The sequence below is a fragment of the Spiroplasma endosymbiont of Halictus nicosiae genome (assembly GCF_978018445.1).
On the sequence record NZ_OZ389573.1, the window covers coordinates 1167865 to 1188180 of the forward strand.

A 20316-nucleotide genomic window follows, 5' to 3' on the forward strand; every position below is an offset into this window, starting at 1 on the left:
TAAATTTATAAATTATTTTTTTCAACTAAAAATTATATTTTTAAAAAAAGTTGAATTTTTTATAAATTTTGTTATCATTCAATTATAAGCGAAACTTAATTTGTTTTTAATTACTTAATTTTATTAAAAACCTAAGAATAATGAATACTACATAAATTATTGTCCTTTTTCAATAATTCTGGACGGCAATTTTTGTAACTTAATTTGATATGTTTTTTAACGAGGTCAAAATCAAGAACTTCTACTTCAACATTGTCACCAACATTAACAAATTCTCGAATATCTCGAACAAAGAAATCAGAAAATTCACTAATATGAATTAAACCAGCTGCATCTTTTAATTCACAAAAAGCACCGAACGGCGTGATATTTGTTATTTTAACAATAACCTTGCTTTTTTTATCATACATAATATTTTTTTCTTCTTTTCATAACATTATTATATTATTAAAATGCTAAAAATGATTTGCTATTTTAAAAATTTTGTTAAATTTTTTAAATTATCAAAAATTATCATTTGCAACAGTTTCTGACAATATTATTAATTAGTTTAGAAAATAAAATATGATAAAATAAAACGAGAAAGGAACGATAATCATGGCAAATAAAGTATTAGTAATTTATGGAACGGTTAGCCCTAATGAAAAATCATATTCAAAAGCTTTAGCAGCTCGTTTTCTTAAATATTATCAAGCAGCAAATGCAAACGATGAAATTATTCATTTAGATTTAAACGAAACCCCAATGGCCCTTAAAACACTTACGCGTGATAATTTTGGTACTTATTTTAGTGCAGAGGATGCTGATGTTTATATTAATCAATTAAAAGAAGTACAAAAAGTTATTGTTGTATGTCCAATGAACAACTTTAATGTTTCTGGCTTAATGAAAAATTACTTAGATCATGTGTTAGTTGCAGATAAAACATTTTCATATAAATATGCAAAAAAAGGTGATGCAGTCGGGTTATTACCACATTTAAAAATACAAATTTTAACAACCCAAGGAGCTCCTTTTGGTTGATATCCATGGGGAAATCACACCGAATATTTAAAAGGAACATGAGAATTTGTTGGTGCTACTGTTAATAAACCAATTCTTGTTGCAGGAACAAAAGTTACTCCAACCAATGCCCTAAGTCCAGATGAGTTAATTGACCAATATGATGAAGAAATTCAAAAAGTTGTTAAAACATTTTAATTAACAAAAATAATAAAAACTCAATAAATGTTGAGTTTTTATTTGCTTCTTATTAATGTTTGTACTAATAAATTATGATAAACTTAATAAGTATATGATTTTAAAACTAATTTTAAAATAAATTACTTTAATTATTATTTCATAAATAATAATTAAAAACAATATTGAAAGAAAATTGCAATGAAAAGAATCGAATTTATTAATAATTTAAAAGTTATTGCTAATGAATATGCAGATTTTAAAGCAGAATTAGATGAAAAATATAAAATATACCAAGAAGTTATCTCAAATGATAATAATTTAAAAGAAATAATAAACTTAGAAGAACTATCAGACATTAAAAATTTTTATAATGAATTATTTAATGGGGTAGTTTTACAATATTTTGACAATGATAAAGATAAAGAAAATATTGTAAATAGACCAGAAATTATTGATGTCGCACAGAAAACTTTAAGTAATTTAAAAAGTAAACTAAATACTTTTGAATTAAAAGCAAATCCAAAACTAGAAGTTCGTAACCCTTCATCTGAAACTGATAGCAAAAATGAAAACATATTACAAACAGGTAATTCAATCTTTTATACAGGGGGAATAAAACACGTCCCAAATGTAGTACCTAAACCAGCAAGATTAGAAAAATTAACTAAAGAACAAACGATAAAAATTTATAAAGAACATATTGCAACACAGCAAGAACAAAAACAAGAAATTGAAAATGAAAGAAAAAAAGAGCAAAGTGCTCTTTTTATTTGTTTAAATTTAATTAAAAACTAAATTTAAAAACTGCTAGTATAAACTAGCAGTAGTGTAAATAATAAATCTGGGCCTTGTCTGTTTTTGATAATAAACTAATAACTTATTGTGCTCAAACAGAAATTATAATTTGAGGAACTACTCCAATTAAGTTAATACCAACACCATTACCCTGATCATATGATGGAATATTTCAGACATATCATTGTGCAATTAATAATGCAGCAACAATTCCAGCGACAGTTGCAATTTCTGGGATTGTGAATAAGGCTGTAATAACTCCGCCAACTGATCCTAAATAATTTTGAACCTTGGTTAATAAAGCATGATTTAAGTATAAGTGTGAGTAAACAAAATAATAATCCCATTCATTAATCCCATCTTTTAAATTTTTAATATTTGTTAGATTAATATTTGATTTATTATTTTGATAAAATTGTTGATATGCTATTCCTAGTTTTTCCTCGGTTTTATATTATGTGCAGTTTTATTGTATGTATTATTGATAAATGTTGTATTCGATAATAATAATGCCGGGGTAGTTGCCAACGCAATTGCTCCAACACCAACTAAGATATTCTTATAATCAAACATTATTAATCATCTCCTGTAAAAATATCTATATTGACGCCGTAAATATTATTTACACTTTCATTATATTCTTCTCATTTTATGGCACAATTAATTTAGTGATAATTATTAAAATATCAATTTTTTTCCCATTTTTAAGATTAAAATTGTAAATAATTTACCTTTTAAAAATATTTATTTTTTTAAAAAAAAGTAATATATTTTTTAAAAAAATAAGTTATAATTATTTGCTAAATTATAAGTGAAAGTATAAATATTAAATTTGAAATATTAGGATAATTAATGCAAATAAAATTATTATCTAAATCCTTTTTTGTTCATCCTAAATTTGGTATAATTACTTTAGTCAAATGGGTGATTAGATGGAAAATAACAAGTTTAATTATTATAATTGAGCAAATAACAAATGAGGGAAAAAGTGACAAATGTCACAAGATACTAGCAACGGTTATTAACTTTATCGGGAAAAATCCACTATGTGCCATTATAAAAACCAGTTGATATTACAATTGACTTAGATACTCAACAATTAATTATTCCAAAAAATCTTGCTTTTTTAGCACAAAAATATCAATTACCACAAACAACATATTATCTTTTTAAATATAATAATATTAATAACATTATGTTAGAATGTAATTATATTATTAGTAATTATTCAAAAATTATTGAAGCTAAAATTGATCAAAATTTTGTTTCATTAAAATGATCATTATCATATGGTGCTTACTTTTTAAAAGAAATTACTAATTATATCCTAGCACAAGATACAATCTTAGAAACTTATCGGGAAACAAAAAATCGAAAGCAACGATTATTATTTCGTTATCAAAACCAACGTGCATTTAAGAAAAGTAAATGAAAGGGAAAATAAATTTTAATGAAAATTCGGTTAGACCAGTTAATGGTTAATAATAATTTAGCTCCTTCGCGTGAAAAAGCTAAAGCAATGATTTTAGCAAACAATGTTTTAGTTGATAATGTCCCAGCTTTAAAACCAGGTGAACTAGTAAAAGAAAATAGTATTATTAAATTACGTGGTGAACCATTAAAATATGTTTCCCGAGCAGGGGAAAAGTTAGCCAAAGGTTTAACTGCTTTTAATTTAACCGTTAAAAACCTAGTTTGCCTTGACATTGGTGCTTCAACTGGTGGTTTTACCGATTGTTTATTACAAAATCATACTAAAAAAGTTTATGCTGTCGACGTTGGTACAAACCAATTAGCTTGAAAATTACGCAATAATCCGCAGGTTGTTTCATTAGAGAAAACTAATTTTCGATATGTTACTAAAGCATTATTTGCCCCTGATGAAATTGAATTTGCTTGCTGTGATGTTTCTTTTATTTCATTAGATAAAATTATTCCATCTTTAAAAGATATTTTATTATTAAATCATTATGCTTTTTTCTTAATTAAACCACAGTTTGAGAGTACAAAAGAAGCTGTTAAGAAAGGAAAAATTAATCATAAAGCAACGCACTATGATGTTATTAAAAAAATCTTTACTTTAGGTCTTAATAATGGTTTCAGTGTTATCAATTGTGACTATTCTCCAATTTTAGGAAATAAAAAGAAAAACATTGAATTTATTTGTTTATTACAACGAACAATAAATCCGATTAATTATATTGCTGACGAAGTTATAGCAACAATAATTGAAAATGCTTGAAATATTTTATTATTATAATAATATTTTAGGATATAATATTCTTATAAAAGAAGGGAGGAAACAATTTTTATGGCAGTAGGAACAATGAGCGGCGATGTTAAAAATTTGCTTGCAAAAGATCATCTTCAAGTTGGTGACAAAGTATCATTTAAAGCTGATATGGTTGATTGACAAGATTTTGAATTAGCAACCATAACAAAAGAATATAAAGTTATTTCCACAGTACCTAGTATAGATACTAGTGTTTGTTTAACACAAACAAAACAATTTAATGAAACAATTATTAGTAAATATCCTAATTTTCAATTAATAACAATTTCACGTGATTTGCCATTTGCTTTGAAACGAGCATGTGAAGCTTTTATTAATTCAAAACATATTCTATTATCTGATACTAATTATCGTGAATTTGGAACACAAACAAAATTATACTTTCCATTTAATAACTTATTATTACGAAGTGTAATGGTTTTAGATCAAGACAATAAAATTATTTATTTACAAATTGTTTTACCAATTTCTTCTGAACCAAATTATGACGAAGTTTATCAATTTTTAGATACTCTTCAAAAATAAAAACTTGTAATGAAATAAAAAAATGTTTCTTTTAACTGGAAATACCCAGTTAAAAGAAACATTTTTAATTTAAATATTGAGAACATTAACTATTTGAAAAAAAATATTTATTTAACTTAATTTGTTAAATTGTTGTTCTAAAAAAGATATTGCTTTTTTAAATAAATCAAGTTCTGTTTTTGACATTGATTTAATTCCAGGGGAAGTTAATGTTTGTAACTGATTTTCAAGTTCTATTAAGGCAAATTTTAATTGTGCTTTTTCTTCTTCACTAATATTTTTTAAGTTATTAATTTTCCCTTTTAATGTTGATAATCGATTTTGAAGACTTTTAATTTCATTTTCATGTATTGCATTACAAGCAATAGCATTACTTGCTCCAACTGCCGAAAAACTAATTGCTCCTAGAATTGCTAAAATTTTTTTCATTTTTTATATGTTTCCTTTCTATTCGATTAATATTATCGATAATCTTATTGTATTTTTTTATTTTTTCAAGTTTAAACTTAAAATAAATTCTATTTTATAGTTTATAAGTTAAATCAAATTAAATAATTATAAATTATTTTAAATAAAATAAGTTATTTTTTTAATTTTTACCATAAATTACCAAATTATTTCATCAAACCCTTAATAATCAACATTTTTGAAAGGAATAACATTGTTAATTTTTACTAAAAAATATATACTAAAATTTGTATTAACCCTTAAAGATAAGTTTTATCATTCATCGGCATTAATGTTTTTACTATTGGCGCCGATAATTTTTTGATAAGAGAGGTGTTTATTACAAGTATTTTATGAAAGGAGAACACAAAAACTATGGCTTTCAAAAATAACAATTCAACTGAAACAAAAAAAAGATTAGCAATGCCAGATAGTGTCTTCATTGGCTGCGAACAACATGCTGAAGAATGTAAAAAATGTGCTGCAATGCAAGAATCACAAAAATCAATTTTATCATGCCAAATGTGTGAACAACCGGTGTTTTTCTGTCGCTCAAAACCTTGTGAGTATAAATTGCATTGTATCAATCCAGATTGTATTAAATCAAAACATAACTTTGTTTTTGTTGGCAAAAACAATATTAATAAAACAAAAAAATATTATGATCAACAATTACAAAAATAATTTAGGGAAAACTAATACTTAAACCTTCTTGAGAAAGAAGGTTTTTAATTTCTTAAATTTAGTATAAAATTTTTTTATAAAAAATTATATTTTCTTTTTTTAGAAAACAAAAGTGTTATAATGCAAGCATAAGTAATCATACTTATGCTTAGAAAAAAAGATTATGGACATTTAAAATTAACTGTTTGATTCATATAAAAATAAAGTATAAAAAATGATAATAGTCATATTAATTAAATTATTTATAAAACAAAGAATATTTAAAATATTTATTTTTTTATTATAAATTTTGACATTGCAGATTGTAATATCAATTAGGACTTCCGACCCTTATTAATAAAATAACATTATTTTTTAAATACTATTCAAGAAAATAATAAAACATATAGTTAAAAAGTAGAAAAGGATATTTAAAATGGACAATAAATTATTGGCTCAAACCTTATACTTACTAATTTTTATATTGACGAAATAAAAATAATAAATTTAAAGAACAAGGGTTAGGAGTTCAGCGTGAACGAGGTCTTTTGTTTGAAATTAAACGAAATATTTTTTTAATCTTAACATCATTATTTGCAATATCCTTAATAGTTGGCCTAGTTACAATTATTAAACTTAATAGATAATCTTTTAATCATTTTAGTTAAAACATATCAACTTATGTAAGCTAAAAAAGAAAGGAAACAAATAAAATACAATATTTACAAAAATTAGGAAAAGCATTACAATTTCCAATTGTTGTATTACCAATTGCTGCTTTGTTATTACGATTGGGGGGTTATGAATGATGCTTCAATCAATCCAGAATTAACTCAAACGGGAACATTGTCAGCAATTTGATATATTGGTTCAATTTTTTAAGCGGTTGGTAATTCTGCTATTGGTAATTTAGCACCATTATTTACAATCGGATTAGGGTTTGGGATGGCCAAAGATTTTCGGGGAGAAGCAGCATTAGTTGCTTTCTTTGGATGGACTGTTATAGAAGAACTAATGAGGATTGTCCCACAGTGATATTACAATAATGTTTTGTTAGGAAATACATCAATTGGTAATTTTCAAGATAATCAATTTTGGGCAGAACCGCATTCACAAATTTTATATGTTTTTTATTTTAATGTTGGTGATGCTGTTAAAGGTTATGGTGCAAAATATAACATCAGTATGGGTGTTTTTGGCGGAATTTTAGCTGGTTGTCTTGTTGCACTAATTTATAACAAATATTCTGACGTTAAGTTACCAGCAGCCTTAGGATTTTTTCAGGTCGTCGATTTGTACCAATGATCACAGCAGTTTATTTTCTCTTAGGTTCATTTGCATTAGCAGCAATTTGATCATGATTTCAATTAGGATTACAATACTTAGGTTATGGTTTAGGAGCGATTCCTCCATTAGGAGCATTCTTCTATGCTATTTTTAACCGGTTATTATTACCATTTGGTTAGCACCAAGTATTAAACACTTATTTATGATTCCAACAACCAATTATTGGGCACTTGATGAATTATCAAGGAACTAATTTATGGCAAATTGTTGATGGAATGCTACAATGAGCTGTATATAGTATTGATAGTAATGGTGTATTATCAATTAGTGATTGAAATACAACTGGAATTATTACTACAGTCAATGGTAATATTAACGTCTTTTTAGGAAAACTATATGCTGACGCTAAATTTGGTTTAGCAGGAGGAAGTGGAATTTTCCAATCAGGATTCTTCCCAATGATGATATTTGGTTTACCAGCAGCTTGTGCAGCAATGATTTTATCAATTAAAGATAAAATCCGTCGTGCTGAATATGCCGGGATTTTAGGTTCAGCTGCCGGAGTTAGTTTTTTAACAGGAATTACAGAACCAATTGAATTTTCATTTGTTTTCTTAGCTCCGATTTTATTAGGATTACATGCTGTTTTAGCTGGTCTATTTTCAACATTAACTGTTGGCTTTGGAATCCGTGTTGGGTTTGGTTCTCGGCTGGTTTCATTGATTGAGCTGTATCAATTAAAACTTCATGAGATATGTCAACAATATCATCAAACTTACAAGCTGGTATTTATAAAGTATTAGGGAACTCATTAATGATTATTCCAATTGGATTAGTTGAGGGAGCAGCTTACTTTTTTGGTTTTAAATATCTTATTAAAAAAATGAATTTAGGAACACCTGGACGTAAAGAAGAAGTAATAGGATTACAAAAAACAGTTAAACATAATGCAAAGAAAAAAACAAGTCAACAACAACTTTTAACAAATAATAATGTTCCTGGAAGTGGTCAAGCGGATAGTAAATTTGTAACTTCACAAAATAGTGTTAATCAACTAATTGACATTCAAAAAGACCCTAATGGACCATTAAAATTAGCACAAGTAATTTATGATGCAATTGGGCATGATAATCTAGTTAAAGTTGATAACTGTATGACTAGATTACGTTTAACAGTTGAAGACACACAAAAATTGATGAAGCAGCAATTAAAGCAGCCGGCGTTGCTGGCTTAGTGTTAGTTTCTAAAACAAAGGGCATTCAAATTATTATTGGTTTAAATGTTGAAGCTGTTGCAACTAAATTATCTGAAATTTACGGAAAATAATATTAAATGCAAAAATAACATATATTTTAAAAATGTTATAATATTTTAGAATTAACTATTTACTAATAAAAAGAAAGGAAGAAAAAAGTGAAAAAAATATTACACTTATTAATTGGTGTAACTATAACTTTTGGAACTATTCCAAATTTACTAGCCAATAATGTTTATCCATTATCAGATAATGCAAAAAAGCCAATTTAAGAAATAACTTTTATGTAATAAAAGATCATACCATTGAGAAAAGAAATACTCCTAAGTCATTGGCAGAATTAATATCTACAGTTAATGCGGCATTAAATCACTCAATTTTTTCACAGCCATCTTTTTTAGAAAACTTTATTTTTGATAGTATTACAGAAACAAGGACAACAGGACATTTACAACAAAGTATTATGATAGGAACAAATAGAATAATTTCTAGAATTAATACTTTTACAATTAATTATAATCCCGTTGTTACTCTATCTAGGGTTATTCCAAATCGAAATTTAGGAACTCTTGAAAATAATTTTTCACATACAATTTTAAGCCAATTACAAGAAGATAATCCTTTAATAACACAATTGCAACAGTACTGTATAATGAAAGGGAGTTGAATATTGACAATACTGAATCACCCATTGAAGTAAATTTCATGACAAATGAATTTTCTTTAACTTCTTTAACAACAAATCCTAATATAGGAGAATTACCTAATAATAATTCTGAAACAATTAAAGTTGCTTTTCTTCATCATAATTTGCATATCAAAGAAAGTGATATTAAGTTTATTGACCAAATTACTGATAATAGTCCTGTTATTGTTGGAAACTTAGATAAAGTTTATCAGGCGTTAACTATACATTTTTCTGATGATACATGGCTTCTGATTGTATCAGATGATGCTAGTATTTTAACTGGTGGAACTATTTTTTATACTTTATTTTCTGATAGAATTATTGTTTCTTTTACATTAAAAAAGACATCCCTTCTTAATAAATTTAAAAAATGATTAACAAGAAACGAAAAACCAAATACTAATGGCAAATGAACAACTTTAATAAATAATTTACCTAAGGATTATAGTAATACTGATTTAGATAATATTTTGGGTAGTATTCATTATTCTTAGGTTTTTAATAAAATTAAGTAATTAGAAACAAATTAAGTTTCGCTTATAATTGAATGATAACAAAATTTATAAAAAATTCAACAAAAATAATTTATAAATTTATGAATTTTGACACACTAAAAAATACTTTTTAAGGTTATTGCTAATTTTAAAAGGTTTTTATTTTTTTAGGCGTCCTGTACGATGAACCGGCAAAAAACAATTCTTGTGAGATTGTTTTTTTATTTTTATATTAAAAACATAAATTTATTTGCATTATTCATCGGATAGTATCTTTAAATTTAGAATTTTTATCATAAAAACAGATGTTATTCTGTTTTCCCTACACAAAATAAACGATATTTTTTTATAAATTTCCTTTCAAATAAAGGCAAAATACAATACATTATTTACTAAATAACAAAATATTAACCAACAAAGGATTTTTCTTTTTATTTAAAAAATATAAATAAAAAGAAAGGAAAAAAATATTATGCAAGAATATAAAAGTAAATATATCAATAAAACTTGAAATGAAATAAGAACATCATTTGATTGAGTTAATTGTAAGTCCGTTGATTGTCGTATTTCGCACCATAAAAATAATTATGATTTACAGTGTTTAGAATGAGCAAAAATGTATTTAAATTTATTTGAAGATAAATGAGATGTTATTAATTCATATATGCAACATTACAAAATTAATGATATTTTAGATTTGGCTAAAGATGGTTGAAAGATATTACAAATTGAGAAAAAAATAAAACAAATAAATTAAAATATATTATTGCAATTGACCCTGCTGGAATTGGACAAACTGGTATTATTATCTATAATGTTTTGCAAAAGAAAATAATTAATAATATTACTTTTAATTCCAAAAATGAAGAAGAAGCAATAAATAATGTGTATTTAATATTAAATCAATTTAAAAATAAAATTTGTTATTATTTAAATAAAGTTATTGTAATAATTGAAGATTATCAACTTCACAAAGGTTTAAAAATAAAAAATCCATTATCTACCCCTAAATTCATTGGCGGTTTAAAAGTTTTATGCAAATATCTATTTAATTTAAATTATGTTTTACAATCACCAGTTGTTAAGAAAAATTATGTTTATAAAGGAAATATTAAAATGACAGAGCATGAATTAGATGCTTGAAAACATTTGCAATATTTTTAAAAAAAGGAAGTGATAAATAATGGTAAAAACAAAAAGTAATTTATCTAAAACAACAATCACTACTAATAAGACAAAAACAAAAAGTAAAAAAGTTAATAAGTTAGAATTAACTGTTATATTACATGAAAATCCTATTAAAACAAAAATTAAGGCTCTTGTTGCTGGTGGTGTTGAAGTTGATGCTTGTTCGGCTAAATGTCAGTGAGAAGGATTAAATTACTCAACATTATCAATATATAACCCATCTGTTTTAACTGAGTTTTTGAAATTAAAAAAAGATGATGAGATAAAAATTAAAGGCTCAGTATTTAATCAGTTAAATATAAAAACTAAACGCTATTTTTTGTCTTTTAGAGTAGATAGTTTTGAAATTATACAAAAAGCGATTAGAAAAAGAACAAATACAAATATTAAAAAATAGGAGGAAAAACAATGGCATTAAAAAATGTAAAATATGTTCTTATAAATGAAAATAATGAACCTATTAAAAATGAAGATGGTAGTTTAGATATTAAAACTGCTGAAATTATTTTAAAAAATACTGCTGAAGTTGAAGAATTTAATTCAAGTAATTTAGAAAATAATAATCAGCAAATCAACGAACTACAAGCAAAAAATACTGAGTTAACTTCACAAATTGAACAACAAACAATTCAACTAAAACAAATTGAAGTAATTGATTTTATTAATTCTTCAACTGATAATGAAGATTTTAAAAATGTTTTATTAAAATCTTATGATATTACTGATGATATTGAAATCATTAAAACACAATTGCAAAGTGTTTATGATGAATTAATTAAGGTACAAACAGTTAATACTGGGGGCGTACCAAAAGTAGTAAACAAAGAAAACAATATTTTAGATACAGACAATGTATTTAATAAATAAAAAGAAGGAATAAAAATATGGATCCAAAAACAATTTTTGGCGATATTGCTAATCAAGCAACACAAAGAGACCGAGAAACATTTGAACAATGATATTTACAAACTTATCAACAAAAATTTAGTTGAGAAGCTTTATTTGCGTGAAAAGAAGCAAATAAATTTGGTTTAACATATAAAAGAAAGAAAAATATTAAATATAATGAAGGTTTGGGAAAAGATGGACAAGTATTTAATACCGATGATAATCTTCTAAAATATTCAACAGTAGAATTTGAAGATGGAGTTGTTGAATTAGATACAATTTTAACTTTTGCTCGTAAATTAGACCCTGTAGAAAATGATTTTAATCCTAATCTTTGGGCTGCCGATATTGAGCAAACAATGGATACTGAGGTTGCTTATAAACGCAATAAAATTTTAGAAATTATTAATAAAGGAACAGTTACAACTATTCAAGGCCAAAAAGCAGATGATACAAATGCTTTACAAATCCATGATGAAATTATGGATAAAATATATGAAAACGGCTTTACTCCATCAGAAACAATTGTTTTAGATTCGGCTGATTTTATTCGTGGAATTCGTAATAAATTACAGTTACAACTTGGAGCAAACGACCAAATAAATAGTGTAATCACAACAAGTGGAGCAATGAAAACTGTTGAAGGAACAACATACTATATGGTTCCTAAAAAATTACCAATTATTAATAAAGATGGTTTAGAAGGAACAATTGAATTATTACCAAATGGTGTTAATGCAATTGCCTTTAAGTTTAGCAAAAAATATTACCCTCTTATTTTACGCAAAAAAGATCATACTCCGTTAAGAGTTGGTGCTGCTGCGTTAGGTACTGGAATAGGTAATACTTTGATTATGGAAAGAGTTTTATATTTAGGTGGAGTAGTGCTTGAACCAAAAGGAATTATTAAACATATTGTTTCAAAAATTGATATTAGTAAAATTAATAAATTAGAAAAACCAACTATTCATGTTGCAGACCCAACAAAAGCAACAGCCGAACAGTTAAAACCACAATTTAAAGATGTTGTTTTAAAAGCAGTAAAAGCAGTAAATAGTTCTTTAACTGAAAGTGATTTTGATTACTTTATTGAAAGTAAAAGTGAAGATTGACCAATTGATATTACAAATGATAAAACAGTTGCAGTACAAATTGAAGGTAAAAACAACGCTACTGGTCAAACAAATCCGATTGATGTTAAAATTAAAAATTCTTAATAGTACTAAAAAATAGTACTTTTTAGTTTGATATATAGCCAATTGGAACATCTAAAACAGCCCTTATTTATGCTGTTAAAAAAATCCAACTAGATTGTCAATCCAACAACAAGAAAAAAATTTTGGTTTACAGTTATTAGAATTTTTAGGAATTCAAGTTTTAGCTCTTGGTTTATCAGTTTTAACTGGTGGTATTGCTTCAGCTGTTGGTCTTGGCACGGGATTATCTAATTTTGCCGCAGCATTTATCTCATTTGGAGTAGAAACAGCAACCGATTTTGCCGTAAATCAAATATACGATAAATTAACATCAGAAGTGACAGCAAAAAGTACTGCCTTAAATTTGCTACCAGCAATTGATGGTATTGGAAAATTAACGCGTGCTGCTCGAACAACTAAAATTTTAAAATTAGCGAAAGAAACTAAACTACTTGAAAAATTAGGTGTAATAACTGCTAATAATTTAGAAGATGTTGTAAGACAAGTTAGAGGTAAAAAGATTTTATCTGATAAATTAATATTTGATTTTACAAAACAAGCTAATAATGAAACTTTATTATATACAATTGAAAAATTAGCCCGAAATGATTTTTATAAGGGTTTTAAAGTTTCTAAATTAGAAACAATTAATAATTTATTAAAAATTGAAAAAAATATTCAAAAAATAAGTCCTACATTAGTTCAAAAAATACCACGCATAAATGAAATAAATACTAATAAATGATTGTCTGAATATGGATTAAATATTGATAAAATAAGCAAAATTAATACTAATGAGTGATATAACATAATGACTAATCTTCATAAAAAAGGTGTTGGTAAAAACCTAATATTAAATGCTAATTTAATGCGAGGCAGTAAAATATATAATAATAAATTATTAAATATTTTTCATCAAAAACCAATTAAATTAAATAAAATTTTAAATCATTTAAACCCAAATTTTTATATTCAAAAAGTAACTAAAAAATTATTAGCCCCAATTGAAAAACAAATAATTACTATTAAGTAAAAAGTAATTAGTAAAATTACTGATAAAACTAAAAAAATATTATCTAAATTTGAAACTAAGGCTATTAAAAAAAGTCAATTATTACCTTTTGCTTATGGTTCTGATGTTTTTTAGCAGTTAAAATTGTTCCATTATCAGTTGCGGGTGAAGTTGCTTTAACAATATATTATAAAAATCCTAAATATGTCCCTATTGTCGTTATGACAACTTTAATCAAAGCAGAACAGTTTGTTTTGGCTCCCGAACCGTTTAAATTCTATATGAACAGTGAGTGGTTTATTGGTTGGGGATTTAAAAAAACAAGTTTGTTTAATTTAGTTTCTTTTGCCCCATTTGCTTATCAGCAAGTAGTAAAAAATAGTTTTAAAATATATCGGACAATTGCTAAGATATTAAAAATGCAAGAACAATTTAAAAATAACTTTAATAAAGATAAATTGTTAAATACGCTAGAAGATAGTGCGGTTACTAGTTTGTTAGGTAATGGATTAGTATTTCAAGCATATAAACAACTCAAAACAAAACAAGATTTAAACAAAACAATTAAAACAAAAACATTACTAAATAGTAAAAAATTTATATTAAAGAAAATATATTCTAAAAAAGTAAATGATAAGGAGATGATTAAATGTTAAATGAATTATGACAAAATGTTACTTTGGAAAATTATAATAATTTTATTCCAATGACAGGTAAAATTACACAAGTTCCAGTTCGTTATAATAAGTTTTTTAAAGGTGATGTAAAATTATGATTTAAAACATTTGCTTTAAGAGCCCAAAATATGATTAATTCTTACTTAAACTATCCATTTTCAAAACTAAAGTTTGAAACATTTAAAGATCCATTATTAAAGAAAATTTGTATTAATATGGTGTTTATTACGATTGAGCATTGAACATTTAACCGCATTCCAATTGAATTTTTTACTTCGGCAAATATGAGTGTTGGTGATATTAATTATTCATCGCAAAATGACCCCATGATTATTTGACAAGGTCTATTGCCTACCTATGCAAAATCATTGGCTAATTTAACAACTTTAAAGAAAATGTTTCGTACTTTTCAAAAAGAAGGTATTGATTTAACAATGATTGATTTAGAATCATATTATACTCAATTAGAAGTTGATGCTTTAATAGAAAAAGAAAAAACTAAGATTGACAATAAAACTATTGTTAAAAATAACAATAATGAAATAAATGTTCCCTTTGATAATGATACTATTTATGAAAAAATGGTGTCTGAAAAGCAAAACAAAGTGGCGGTAGTGATATTAAAATTGATAATAAAACAATTATTGAAAATACTGCTGATGAATTAATGGTTTCAGATTTAAAACAAAATAAAATAACTTTATTACCTAATAGTAGTGGTCGTGTGTTAATGCTGATTTTAATGCTGAAAACGGGGAATTAAGAATTTGAGACCCTAGTTTTGAAGGTTGTAAAAATACTGCTGATTATATGATTATTGATAGTACAGTTGCGGGAATTGAAAGTACTGATGATACATTTGGTAGTACTAAATATTTAGATAAATTTTATTTACAGAAAAAAGATTTATCTAAAATATCAAATGATTGAAAAGTTGTTGATACTAGTGATTTTGTTCAAGATTCTAAAGGATATAAAATTAAAAATTTTAATAAGTCAGAATATTATTATCGTTTATGGTGTTATACAACGCTTGAGATAGAACTATATATAATTACGCATATAAACTTTAAAGGTCAATTAGCAAGTGGAATATCATATGGAAATAATCCAAGTTGTTGAATTACCATTCAATTATTTTCCAACGGTGAGTTTAAATTATCATCAATATCAAATAGTGTTGAAATTAAAGGATTGTATATTGAAAGAAAAAAAGTAAGTTAGGAAGGAGATGGTATTATGCCAAAAGTAACTATTAAAGATATGATTATGTTTTTGAAAATCTTTGGAGTTTCATCATTGTTTTTTATTGCCGGAATTATTATTTGTTTTATCGGAGAAAAAACATTGGGTATTTCTTGATCAGCATATGTTATTGTTTCAGCAATGCTTATTGGAGCAGGAATTATAGTTTTAATTATTGAAACTATTAGATTTATCAAAACTCATAACAAACAACAAAAACAAGATAGTATTGAAGATGTTATTAAAAAAGAAGATACGAAATAAAGAGGTGATATAAATGGGATTATTATTAGCAAAAAAGAAATTAAAAAAAGAATATGATATTGATAGTTATTATCTTAATTTAGCATCAACGATTACTAATCGTAAAAATGTTACTGTTCAAAAACATAAGGAGATTTTAGAAAAAAGAATTTGTGAAGATAATGCTAATTTTTTAAATCCACGAGATTTAGAAATTAGCATTTATAATCCAATTAATAATAAACAGATAGATACTAAATTAATTAATAACTTTTTAAAAATGCAAGACTTTACTAATAAGAATTGATATAACGAATATAAAATTAATAAGAATGGTAAAGGTGCATATTTTATTTTTGCTAATAATTTAAAACTTAATTTTATTACTATTTATTTTTATAATAAGCAATATGACGAATTAGGTAATTTAGTATCTTGTACTTTTGATTACTACCCTTATATTAAAAATGACCAGAGTGTTTTTATTACTGAAAAATTAGAAATTGATTATGTAACTAAACAAGTAAAAGTTATTAGAAAGTTAAAAACACAATTATACAGCACTATTACCGACTTATATATTGATGATGCTAAATGAAATAACTATACAACTTTACAAAGAGAAGAAATATTGCCACTTAATTTTATACCAATTGAAATTATTCCTAATAACCCTAATTTTGAGCCTTCTGCTCGTTATGGTAAACAATTTGCTAGTATTTTTTAGATATTATTGCTGAAAAGATAATGTTAGATCCATTATTAAATAGTGGTAAATTTTCCATTAATACTAATGGAGTTACTGGTGTGGTTGACCAAGAAATTAGTAAAATGTTGGCTTTATTTGTTGAAAATGACTTGTTATTAGTTGAAGGAGACTCTGATAGTAATTTTCAACCAGTAAACTATATTGCTGGTAATTTTAAAGGTGAACAATTAACCAAAATATATGATTGATTATTAACTAATTACTATAAAATAAATCGCCATCATGTTCCCGCAATCGCCAAGGGAGTCCAACAAACACAAGCAGAAGTTGCGGGAGTAAATATTCAAACAAACGCATCATACGAACAAATGATATATATTAGAGAAATTAAATTAACTGAATTCATTATTAAGTTAATTAAATATGATAATGCTATTTTAAACAGTAGAACATTTAATATTAAAAATATTGATGATTTAATTATTGATGTTCGCTTACCAGTAAATGCTACTTTAAACAGACAATTAAATAACAATGAAACTATTATAAATATGCCTAATGAAGAAGGAAAACAAGAATAATGTTAAAACCATCTGAAAAAATGTTAGCACAATTAGCAGAAAATGATGAACCAATTGACTATTCAATTGATAGTATTCCATTAGATTTTGCTAGTCAATCGCAGTACAGCGACCCTGATTTAGAACAATTATTTACAGAAGCCCGTGCAAGAACCTTATATATTTATAAAATTAATAATCTCTTGTTAAGACAAAGCAAAAACCAATCTTAAACTACTCTCAAAATAGCGTTAAAATAGGTTTTATTGACAAAGATGAATATATTAAAATAACTGGTTATGAAATTAGTGATTTTAATTTTAAATTACAAATTCAACAAAACACCACAGTCCAAGATAATAGCACAAGTTATGTAATAATTGAAGAAAAAGATATTTTAATTAATGATATTTCAAAAAAGACAAAGAATTTTTAGAATCCTATGACTTAAAAATAGTATCTATTAATGAACAAATTACCGAAGACAATAAAAATGAATGTTATATTATCGAAGAATATAAAAGACCTTATTCACCTGATGGTGTTGATATTATTAAATCTACTCATTTAGTTAAGGTGACTGATTTTAAATTAAAAAACCAAATATAGTATTCATTTAGTTTTACAAAAATCATTACCCGAAGATACAGTATTTACTGGGATTGAGATTAAATATCCTAAATCAATGTTATTTGGAAATATTAAATGTTGAGGTAATATTAATGGTGTTTATTCTTATCCTTCATCAATAGTTGAAAATGCTAATTTAGTACCGTTGCTATCTATGTCTATTGAAACAAAACCTAATTTAAGAGTATTTCAATATTGATTTACCGAAAGTTTTTTACCGTGGTTTATTGCAAAAATATATATTCAACCAGATGATATTTTAAGTTTAATAAAAAATAATGGTTTAGAAAAAGTTTTATTAAATTATTTAACTTATCGTTATAATTATGATCGAAAATTTCAAGGTGCAAAATATGATGAAAAAGGAAATCCCACTAATAAAGCGGCTGAACTACGCCAAAAATTTGAAGGTCAAAAACCCGAAAATGTTATTGATGGTTTATTTGAAAATTGAAAATTAGACAATCCAAGTGAATTACATAAAAGATATGTAAAAAGAATTAAACAAGTGATATACATGTTATCAAATTATACATATAGTAAATATGCAATTAATAAAGGCTATAATGATGATGTTAAATTATTTGCCCCTTATTATTTTGAATTAATATCTAATCCAAGAGAGGTAGAAACTGGATATTGAGAGTTTGAACATTGCAAAGTTAAATTAAATTCATCATATTTTAATTTTACTGGTGGTTCTATTCCAACAACACCAATAAATTATTGAGAAGAGGTTTATTCAAATGACAAACCATTTAATGAGAAAGATGATAAATGATATTTTGCTGTATGGCGTGGTGATAAAAATGCTGATTGGCGTATTATTAAGTTTAAAAATAATGAAATGACTATTAAAATTGATAATTCTAATAATCGGCAATTGCAGAAAACTGATTTAGGTATGGGAAGAGATTTATATATTACAAATGATTCAGGGGTTGTTAAATATGTGACACATTGAACAGATGATAATGGTTCTTACTTTAAATCAGTTTATCGTTGAAATAATGATAGCGAACCAAATACACCGTTTATTTTACCTAAAACAGGACAAATTACAGATTGAAATTTAAAAAATCAAAATAATATTAATAAAAATGATGAAATTAAAGTAACTGTTAAAAACAAAGATATTTCAGAAAACTATATTTATCAATTAGAAGCAAATTACTTTAATTGATTATCCATAACAAGTGAATTAGAAACAAATAATATACCTTCTCTTATTCCTGCTGAAATTAAACTATCTGATGGTGATATGGCAAATATTTAACTAATTTAATTGTTTCTAATGACAAAATAAAAGATTATTTAAACTATTTTTCTCAATGAAATAAATTACTTTATTCTAAATCAAATTGAGTGAGTATAACTAAAAATTTAGTTGAGGACAGTATTAAAATAACTTTTTTAAAACACGAAAAACTATTTAATTTAAATCAAATCGAAATATCTGGCATATGATGTTATGGGAATTATGATATAAATATTTTTATTGAAAAAATAAATGAAAAAATTACTGAAGGAAAAGATATTAACTTAGAATTAATCAAAAATTGTCCTATCGGAACTAAAGTCAGTAGAAAAGACAGAAATACATATTTACAATTAATCGAAGATAATGAATGATATTTGTATAAAAATGGCATTGAAGATGAAAACTCATATTCAAATATCACAGTTCTTATTTTTTTAAAACAATCAAATAGTTTAATATTTTCCTATCCACCCACAAAAGAACAAATTAATATTAATAATTTACAATTATTTAATAAAAATAATGAAAAATTATCATTAATTACATTAGAAATATAAAAAGTTATTTAGATTTATAAATCTAAATAACTTTTTAATTTATTTTCAACATATATTTTTGGTTCGCTATCATTATTTCAACGATAAACTGATTTAAAGTAAGAACCATTATCATCTGTTCAATGTGTCACATATTTAACAAACCCTGAATCATTTGTAATATATAAATCTCTTCCCATACCTAAATCAGTTTTCTGCAATTGCCGATTATTAGAATTATCAATTTTAATAGTCATTTCATTATTTTTAAACTTAATAATACGCCAATCAGCACTTTCATCAACACGCCACACAACAAAATATCATTTATTATCAATTTGATTAAATGGTTTTTCTTGATTGCTATTCATTCTAAAATACCATTTTTTGTTTTTATATTATTTTTTTATTTTAAATCTGCTAATTCTTTTTCGCTATATTGTGGTTTATTAAAAGCAACTAAATTTGTTGTACTTGTTCCAATTAAAGTGTTTGTTCCCAAAAGACTTAATATTTTTTTCATATTTTAATTCTACTATACT

General features: G+C 25.0%; 33 protein-coding genes. 28 read left to right on the forward strand and 5 right to left on the reverse strand.

Annotated features, from left to right (window positions below):
- Positions 1 to 131: 131 nt before the first annotated feature.
- Entirely contained in the window at positions 132 to 410 is a 279-nt protein-coding gene (locus tag ACZ91P_RS08000) for a S1 RNA-binding domain-containing protein (RefSeq protein WP_465158819.1), read from the reverse strand.
- Positions 411 to 597: 187 nt separating this feature from the next.
- On the opposite strand from ACZ91P_RS08000, the gene ACZ91P_RS08005 reads away from it, so the two are divergent.
- From ACZ91P_RS08005 to ACZ91P_RS08015, 3 genes are all read left to right on the forward strand, one after another.
- A complete protein-coding gene (locus ACZ91P_RS08005; RefSeq protein WP_465158820.1) occupies positions 598 to 1200 on the forward strand; it encodes an FMN-dependent NADH-azoreductase in 603 nt (200 codons plus the stop codon).
- Positions 1201 to 1380: 180 nt separating this feature from the next.
- Entirely contained in the window at positions 1381 to 1977 is a 597-nt protein-coding gene (locus tag ACZ91P_RS08010; protein WP_465158821.1) for a hypothetical protein, read from the forward strand.
- Between the two features lie 53 nt (positions 1978 to 2030).
- Positions 2031 to 2258 carry a hypothetical protein gene (locus tag ACZ91P_RS08015; protein WP_465158822.1) on the forward strand — a complete coding sequence of 76 codons (228 nt, stop codon included), beginning with the start codon at positions 2031 to 2033 and terminating at the stop codon, positions 2256 to 2258.
- Positions 2259 to 2409: 151 nt separating this feature from the next.
- On the opposite strand, the gene ACZ91P_RS08020 is transcribed toward ACZ91P_RS08015, so the two are convergent.
- Entirely contained in the window at positions 2410 to 2550 is a 141-nt protein-coding gene (locus ACZ91P_RS08020; protein ID WP_465158823.1) for a hypothetical protein, read from the reverse strand.
- Positions 2551 to 3172: 622 nt separating this feature from the next.
- On the opposite strand from ACZ91P_RS08020, the gene ACZ91P_RS08025 reads away from it, so the two are divergent.
- The 3 genes from ACZ91P_RS08025 to ACZ91P_RS08035 are packed head-to-tail and all read left to right on the forward strand — an operon-like array spanning position 3173 to position 4795.
- Entirely contained in the window at positions 3173 to 3421 is a 249-nt protein-coding gene (locus tag ACZ91P_RS08025; protein ID WP_465158824.1) for a hypothetical protein, read from the forward strand.
- A 6-nt stretch (positions 3422 to 3427) separates the two neighbouring features.
- Positions 3428 to 4237 carry a TlyA family RNA methyltransferase gene (locus ACZ91P_RS08030; protein WP_465158825.1) on the forward strand — a complete coding sequence of 270 codons (810 nt, stop codon included), beginning with the start codon at positions 3428 to 3430 and terminating at the stop codon, positions 4235 to 4237.
- Between the two features lie 51 nt (positions 4238 to 4288).
- Positions 4289 to 4795, forward strand: coding sequence for a redoxin family protein (locus tag ACZ91P_RS08035; protein ID WP_465158826.1), 507 nt, complete (start codon positions 4289 to 4291; stop codon positions 4793 to 4795).
- A 111-nt stretch (positions 4796 to 4906) separates the two neighbouring features.
- Here ACZ91P_RS08035 and ACZ91P_RS08040 read toward each other — a convergent pair whose 3' ends face one another.
- A complete protein-coding gene (locus tag ACZ91P_RS08040; RefSeq protein ID WP_465158827.1) occupies positions 4907 to 5224 on the reverse strand; it encodes a lipoprotein in 318 nt (105 codons plus the stop codon).
- Positions 5225 to 5617: 393 nt separating this feature from the next.
- Between ACZ91P_RS08040 and ACZ91P_RS08045 the strand changes: the two genes are divergently transcribed.
- The 22 genes from ACZ91P_RS08045 (at position 5618) to ACZ91P_RS08150 (ending at position 19795) form a co-directional block, all read left to right on the forward strand.
- Entirely contained in the window at positions 5618 to 5926 is a 309-nt protein-coding gene (locus ACZ91P_RS08045; protein ID WP_465158828.1) for a hypothetical protein, read from the forward strand.
- A 924-nt stretch (positions 5927 to 6850) separates the two neighbouring features.
- Entirely contained in the window at positions 6851 to 7234 is a 384-nt protein-coding gene (locus tag ACZ91P_RS08050) for a hypothetical protein (RefSeq protein ID WP_465158829.1), read from the forward strand.
- Positions 7207 to 7371 carry a hypothetical protein gene (locus ACZ91P_RS08055; protein ID WP_465158830.1) on the forward strand — a complete coding sequence of 55 codons (165 nt, stop codon included), beginning with the start codon at positions 7207 to 7209 and terminating at the stop codon, positions 7369 to 7371. Before ACZ91P_RS08050 ends, ACZ91P_RS08055 begins: the two co-directional genes overlap by 28 nt.
- Before the next feature lie 54 nt (positions 7372 to 7425).
- A complete protein-coding gene (locus tag ACZ91P_RS08060) occupies positions 7426 to 7995 on the forward strand; it encodes a PTS transporter subunit EIIC (RefSeq protein ID WP_465158831.1) in 570 nt (189 codons plus the stop codon).
- An 11-nt stretch (positions 7996 to 8006) separates the two neighbouring features.
- The gene (locus tag ACZ91P_RS08065; protein ID WP_465158832.1) at positions 8007 to 8426 is read left to right on the forward strand and encodes a PTS transporter subunit EIIB; all 420 of its coding nucleotides are present in this window, start codon (positions 8007 to 8009) and stop codon (positions 8424 to 8426) included.
- Between the two features lie 352 nt (positions 8427 to 8778).
- A complete protein-coding gene (locus ACZ91P_RS08070) occupies positions 8779 to 9147 on the forward strand; it encodes a hypothetical protein (protein ID WP_465158833.1) in 369 nt (122 codons plus the stop codon).
- A 5-nt stretch (positions 9148 to 9152) separates the two neighbouring features.
- Complete coding sequence (locus tag ACZ91P_RS08075; protein ID WP_465158834.1) at positions 9153 to 9629, forward strand: hypothetical protein; 477 nt, start codon at positions 9153 to 9155, stop codon at positions 9627 to 9629.
- Positions 9630 to 10101: 472 nt separating this feature from the next.
- The gene (locus ACZ91P_RS08080; protein ID WP_465158835.1) at positions 10102 to 10386 is read left to right on the forward strand and encodes a hypothetical protein; all 285 of its coding nucleotides are present in this window, start codon (positions 10102 to 10104) and stop codon (positions 10384 to 10386) included.
- Entirely contained in the window at positions 10341 to 10793 is a 453-nt protein-coding gene (locus ACZ91P_RS08085) for a hypothetical protein (protein WP_465158836.1), read from the forward strand. The genes ACZ91P_RS08080 and ACZ91P_RS08085 overlap by 46 nt, the downstream gene beginning before the upstream one ends.
- 19 nt (positions 10794 to 10812) lie before the next feature.
- Positions 10813 to 11214: a hypothetical protein gene (locus ACZ91P_RS08090; protein WP_465158837.1), complete on the forward strand. Its 402-nt coding sequence runs from the start codon at positions 10813 to 10815 to the stop codon at positions 11212 to 11214.
- Between the two features lie 11 nt (positions 11215 to 11225).
- The gene (locus tag ACZ91P_RS08095; RefSeq protein ID WP_465158838.1) at positions 11226 to 11684 is read left to right on the forward strand and encodes a hypothetical protein; all 459 of its coding nucleotides are present in this window, start codon (positions 11226 to 11228) and stop codon (positions 11682 to 11684) included.
- A gap of 17 nt (positions 11685 to 11701) precedes the next feature.
- Positions 11702 to 12922 (forward strand): hypothetical protein, encoded by a 1221-nt coding sequence (locus tag ACZ91P_RS08100; protein ID WP_465158839.1) that lies wholly within the window; start codon positions 11702 to 11704, stop codon positions 12920 to 12922.
- 94 nt (positions 12923 to 13016) lie between these two features.
- On the forward strand, positions 13017 to 13934 hold the full coding sequence (locus ACZ91P_RS08105; protein WP_465158840.1) for a hypothetical protein: 918 nt from the start codon (positions 13017 to 13019) through the stop codon (positions 13932 to 13934).
- A gap of 200 nt (positions 13935 to 14134) precedes the next feature.
- Entirely contained in the window at positions 14135 to 14569 is a 435-nt protein-coding gene (locus tag ACZ91P_RS08110) for a hypothetical protein (RefSeq protein ID WP_465158841.1), read from the forward strand.
- Entirely contained in the window at positions 14563 to 15258 is a 696-nt protein-coding gene (locus ACZ91P_RS08115; protein WP_465158842.1) for a hypothetical protein, read from the forward strand. The genes ACZ91P_RS08110 and ACZ91P_RS08115 overlap by 7 nt, the downstream gene beginning before the upstream one ends.
- A 142-nt stretch (positions 15259 to 15400) precedes the next feature.
- The gene (locus ACZ91P_RS08120) at positions 15401 to 15814 is read left to right on the forward strand and encodes a hypothetical protein (RefSeq protein WP_465158843.1); all 414 of its coding nucleotides are present in this window, start codon (positions 15401 to 15403) and stop codon (positions 15812 to 15814) included.
- A gap of 15 nt (positions 15815 to 15829) precedes the next feature.
- A complete protein-coding gene (locus ACZ91P_RS08125) occupies positions 15830 to 16099 on the forward strand; it encodes a hypothetical protein (RefSeq protein WP_465158844.1) in 270 nt (89 codons plus the stop codon).
- A gap of 13 nt (positions 16100 to 16112) precedes the next feature.
- A complete protein-coding gene (locus ACZ91P_RS08130; RefSeq protein ID WP_465158845.1) occupies positions 16113 to 16805 on the forward strand; it encodes a hypothetical protein in 693 nt (230 codons plus the stop codon).
- A 20-nt stretch (positions 16806 to 16825) separates the two neighbouring features.
- Entirely contained in the window at positions 16826 to 17368 is a 543-nt protein-coding gene (locus tag ACZ91P_RS08135; protein ID WP_465158846.1) for a hypothetical protein, read from the forward strand.
- Positions 17368 to 17580, forward strand: a complete 213-nt coding sequence (locus ACZ91P_RS08140) for a hypothetical protein (protein WP_465158847.1) — start codon at positions 17368 to 17370, stop codon at positions 17578 to 17580. Before ACZ91P_RS08135 ends, ACZ91P_RS08140 begins: the two co-directional genes overlap by 1 nt.
- Positions 17581 to 18032: 452 nt before the next feature.
- Positions 18033 to 19253, forward strand: a complete 1221-nt coding sequence (locus ACZ91P_RS08145; protein ID WP_465158848.1) for a hypothetical protein — start codon at positions 18033 to 18035, stop codon at positions 19251 to 19253.
- Positions 19254 to 19342: 89 nt separating this feature from the next.
- Positions 19343 to 19795 (forward strand): hypothetical protein, encoded by a 453-nt coding sequence (locus ACZ91P_RS08150; RefSeq protein WP_465158849.1) that lies wholly within the window; start codon positions 19343 to 19345, stop codon positions 19793 to 19795.
- 14 nt (positions 19796 to 19809) lie between these two features.
- Here ACZ91P_RS08150 and ACZ91P_RS08155 read toward each other — a convergent pair whose 3' ends face one another.
- A complete protein-coding gene (locus tag ACZ91P_RS08155; RefSeq protein ID WP_465158850.1) occupies positions 19810 to 20145 on the reverse strand; it encodes a hypothetical protein in 336 nt (111 codons plus the stop codon).
- A gap of 35 nt (positions 20146 to 20180) precedes the next feature.
- Complete coding sequence (locus ACZ91P_RS08160) at positions 20181 to 20297, reverse strand: lipoprotein (RefSeq protein WP_465158851.1); 117 nt, start codon at positions 20295 to 20297, stop codon at positions 20181 to 20183.
- Between the last annotated feature and the right edge of the window lie 19 nt (positions 20298 to 20316).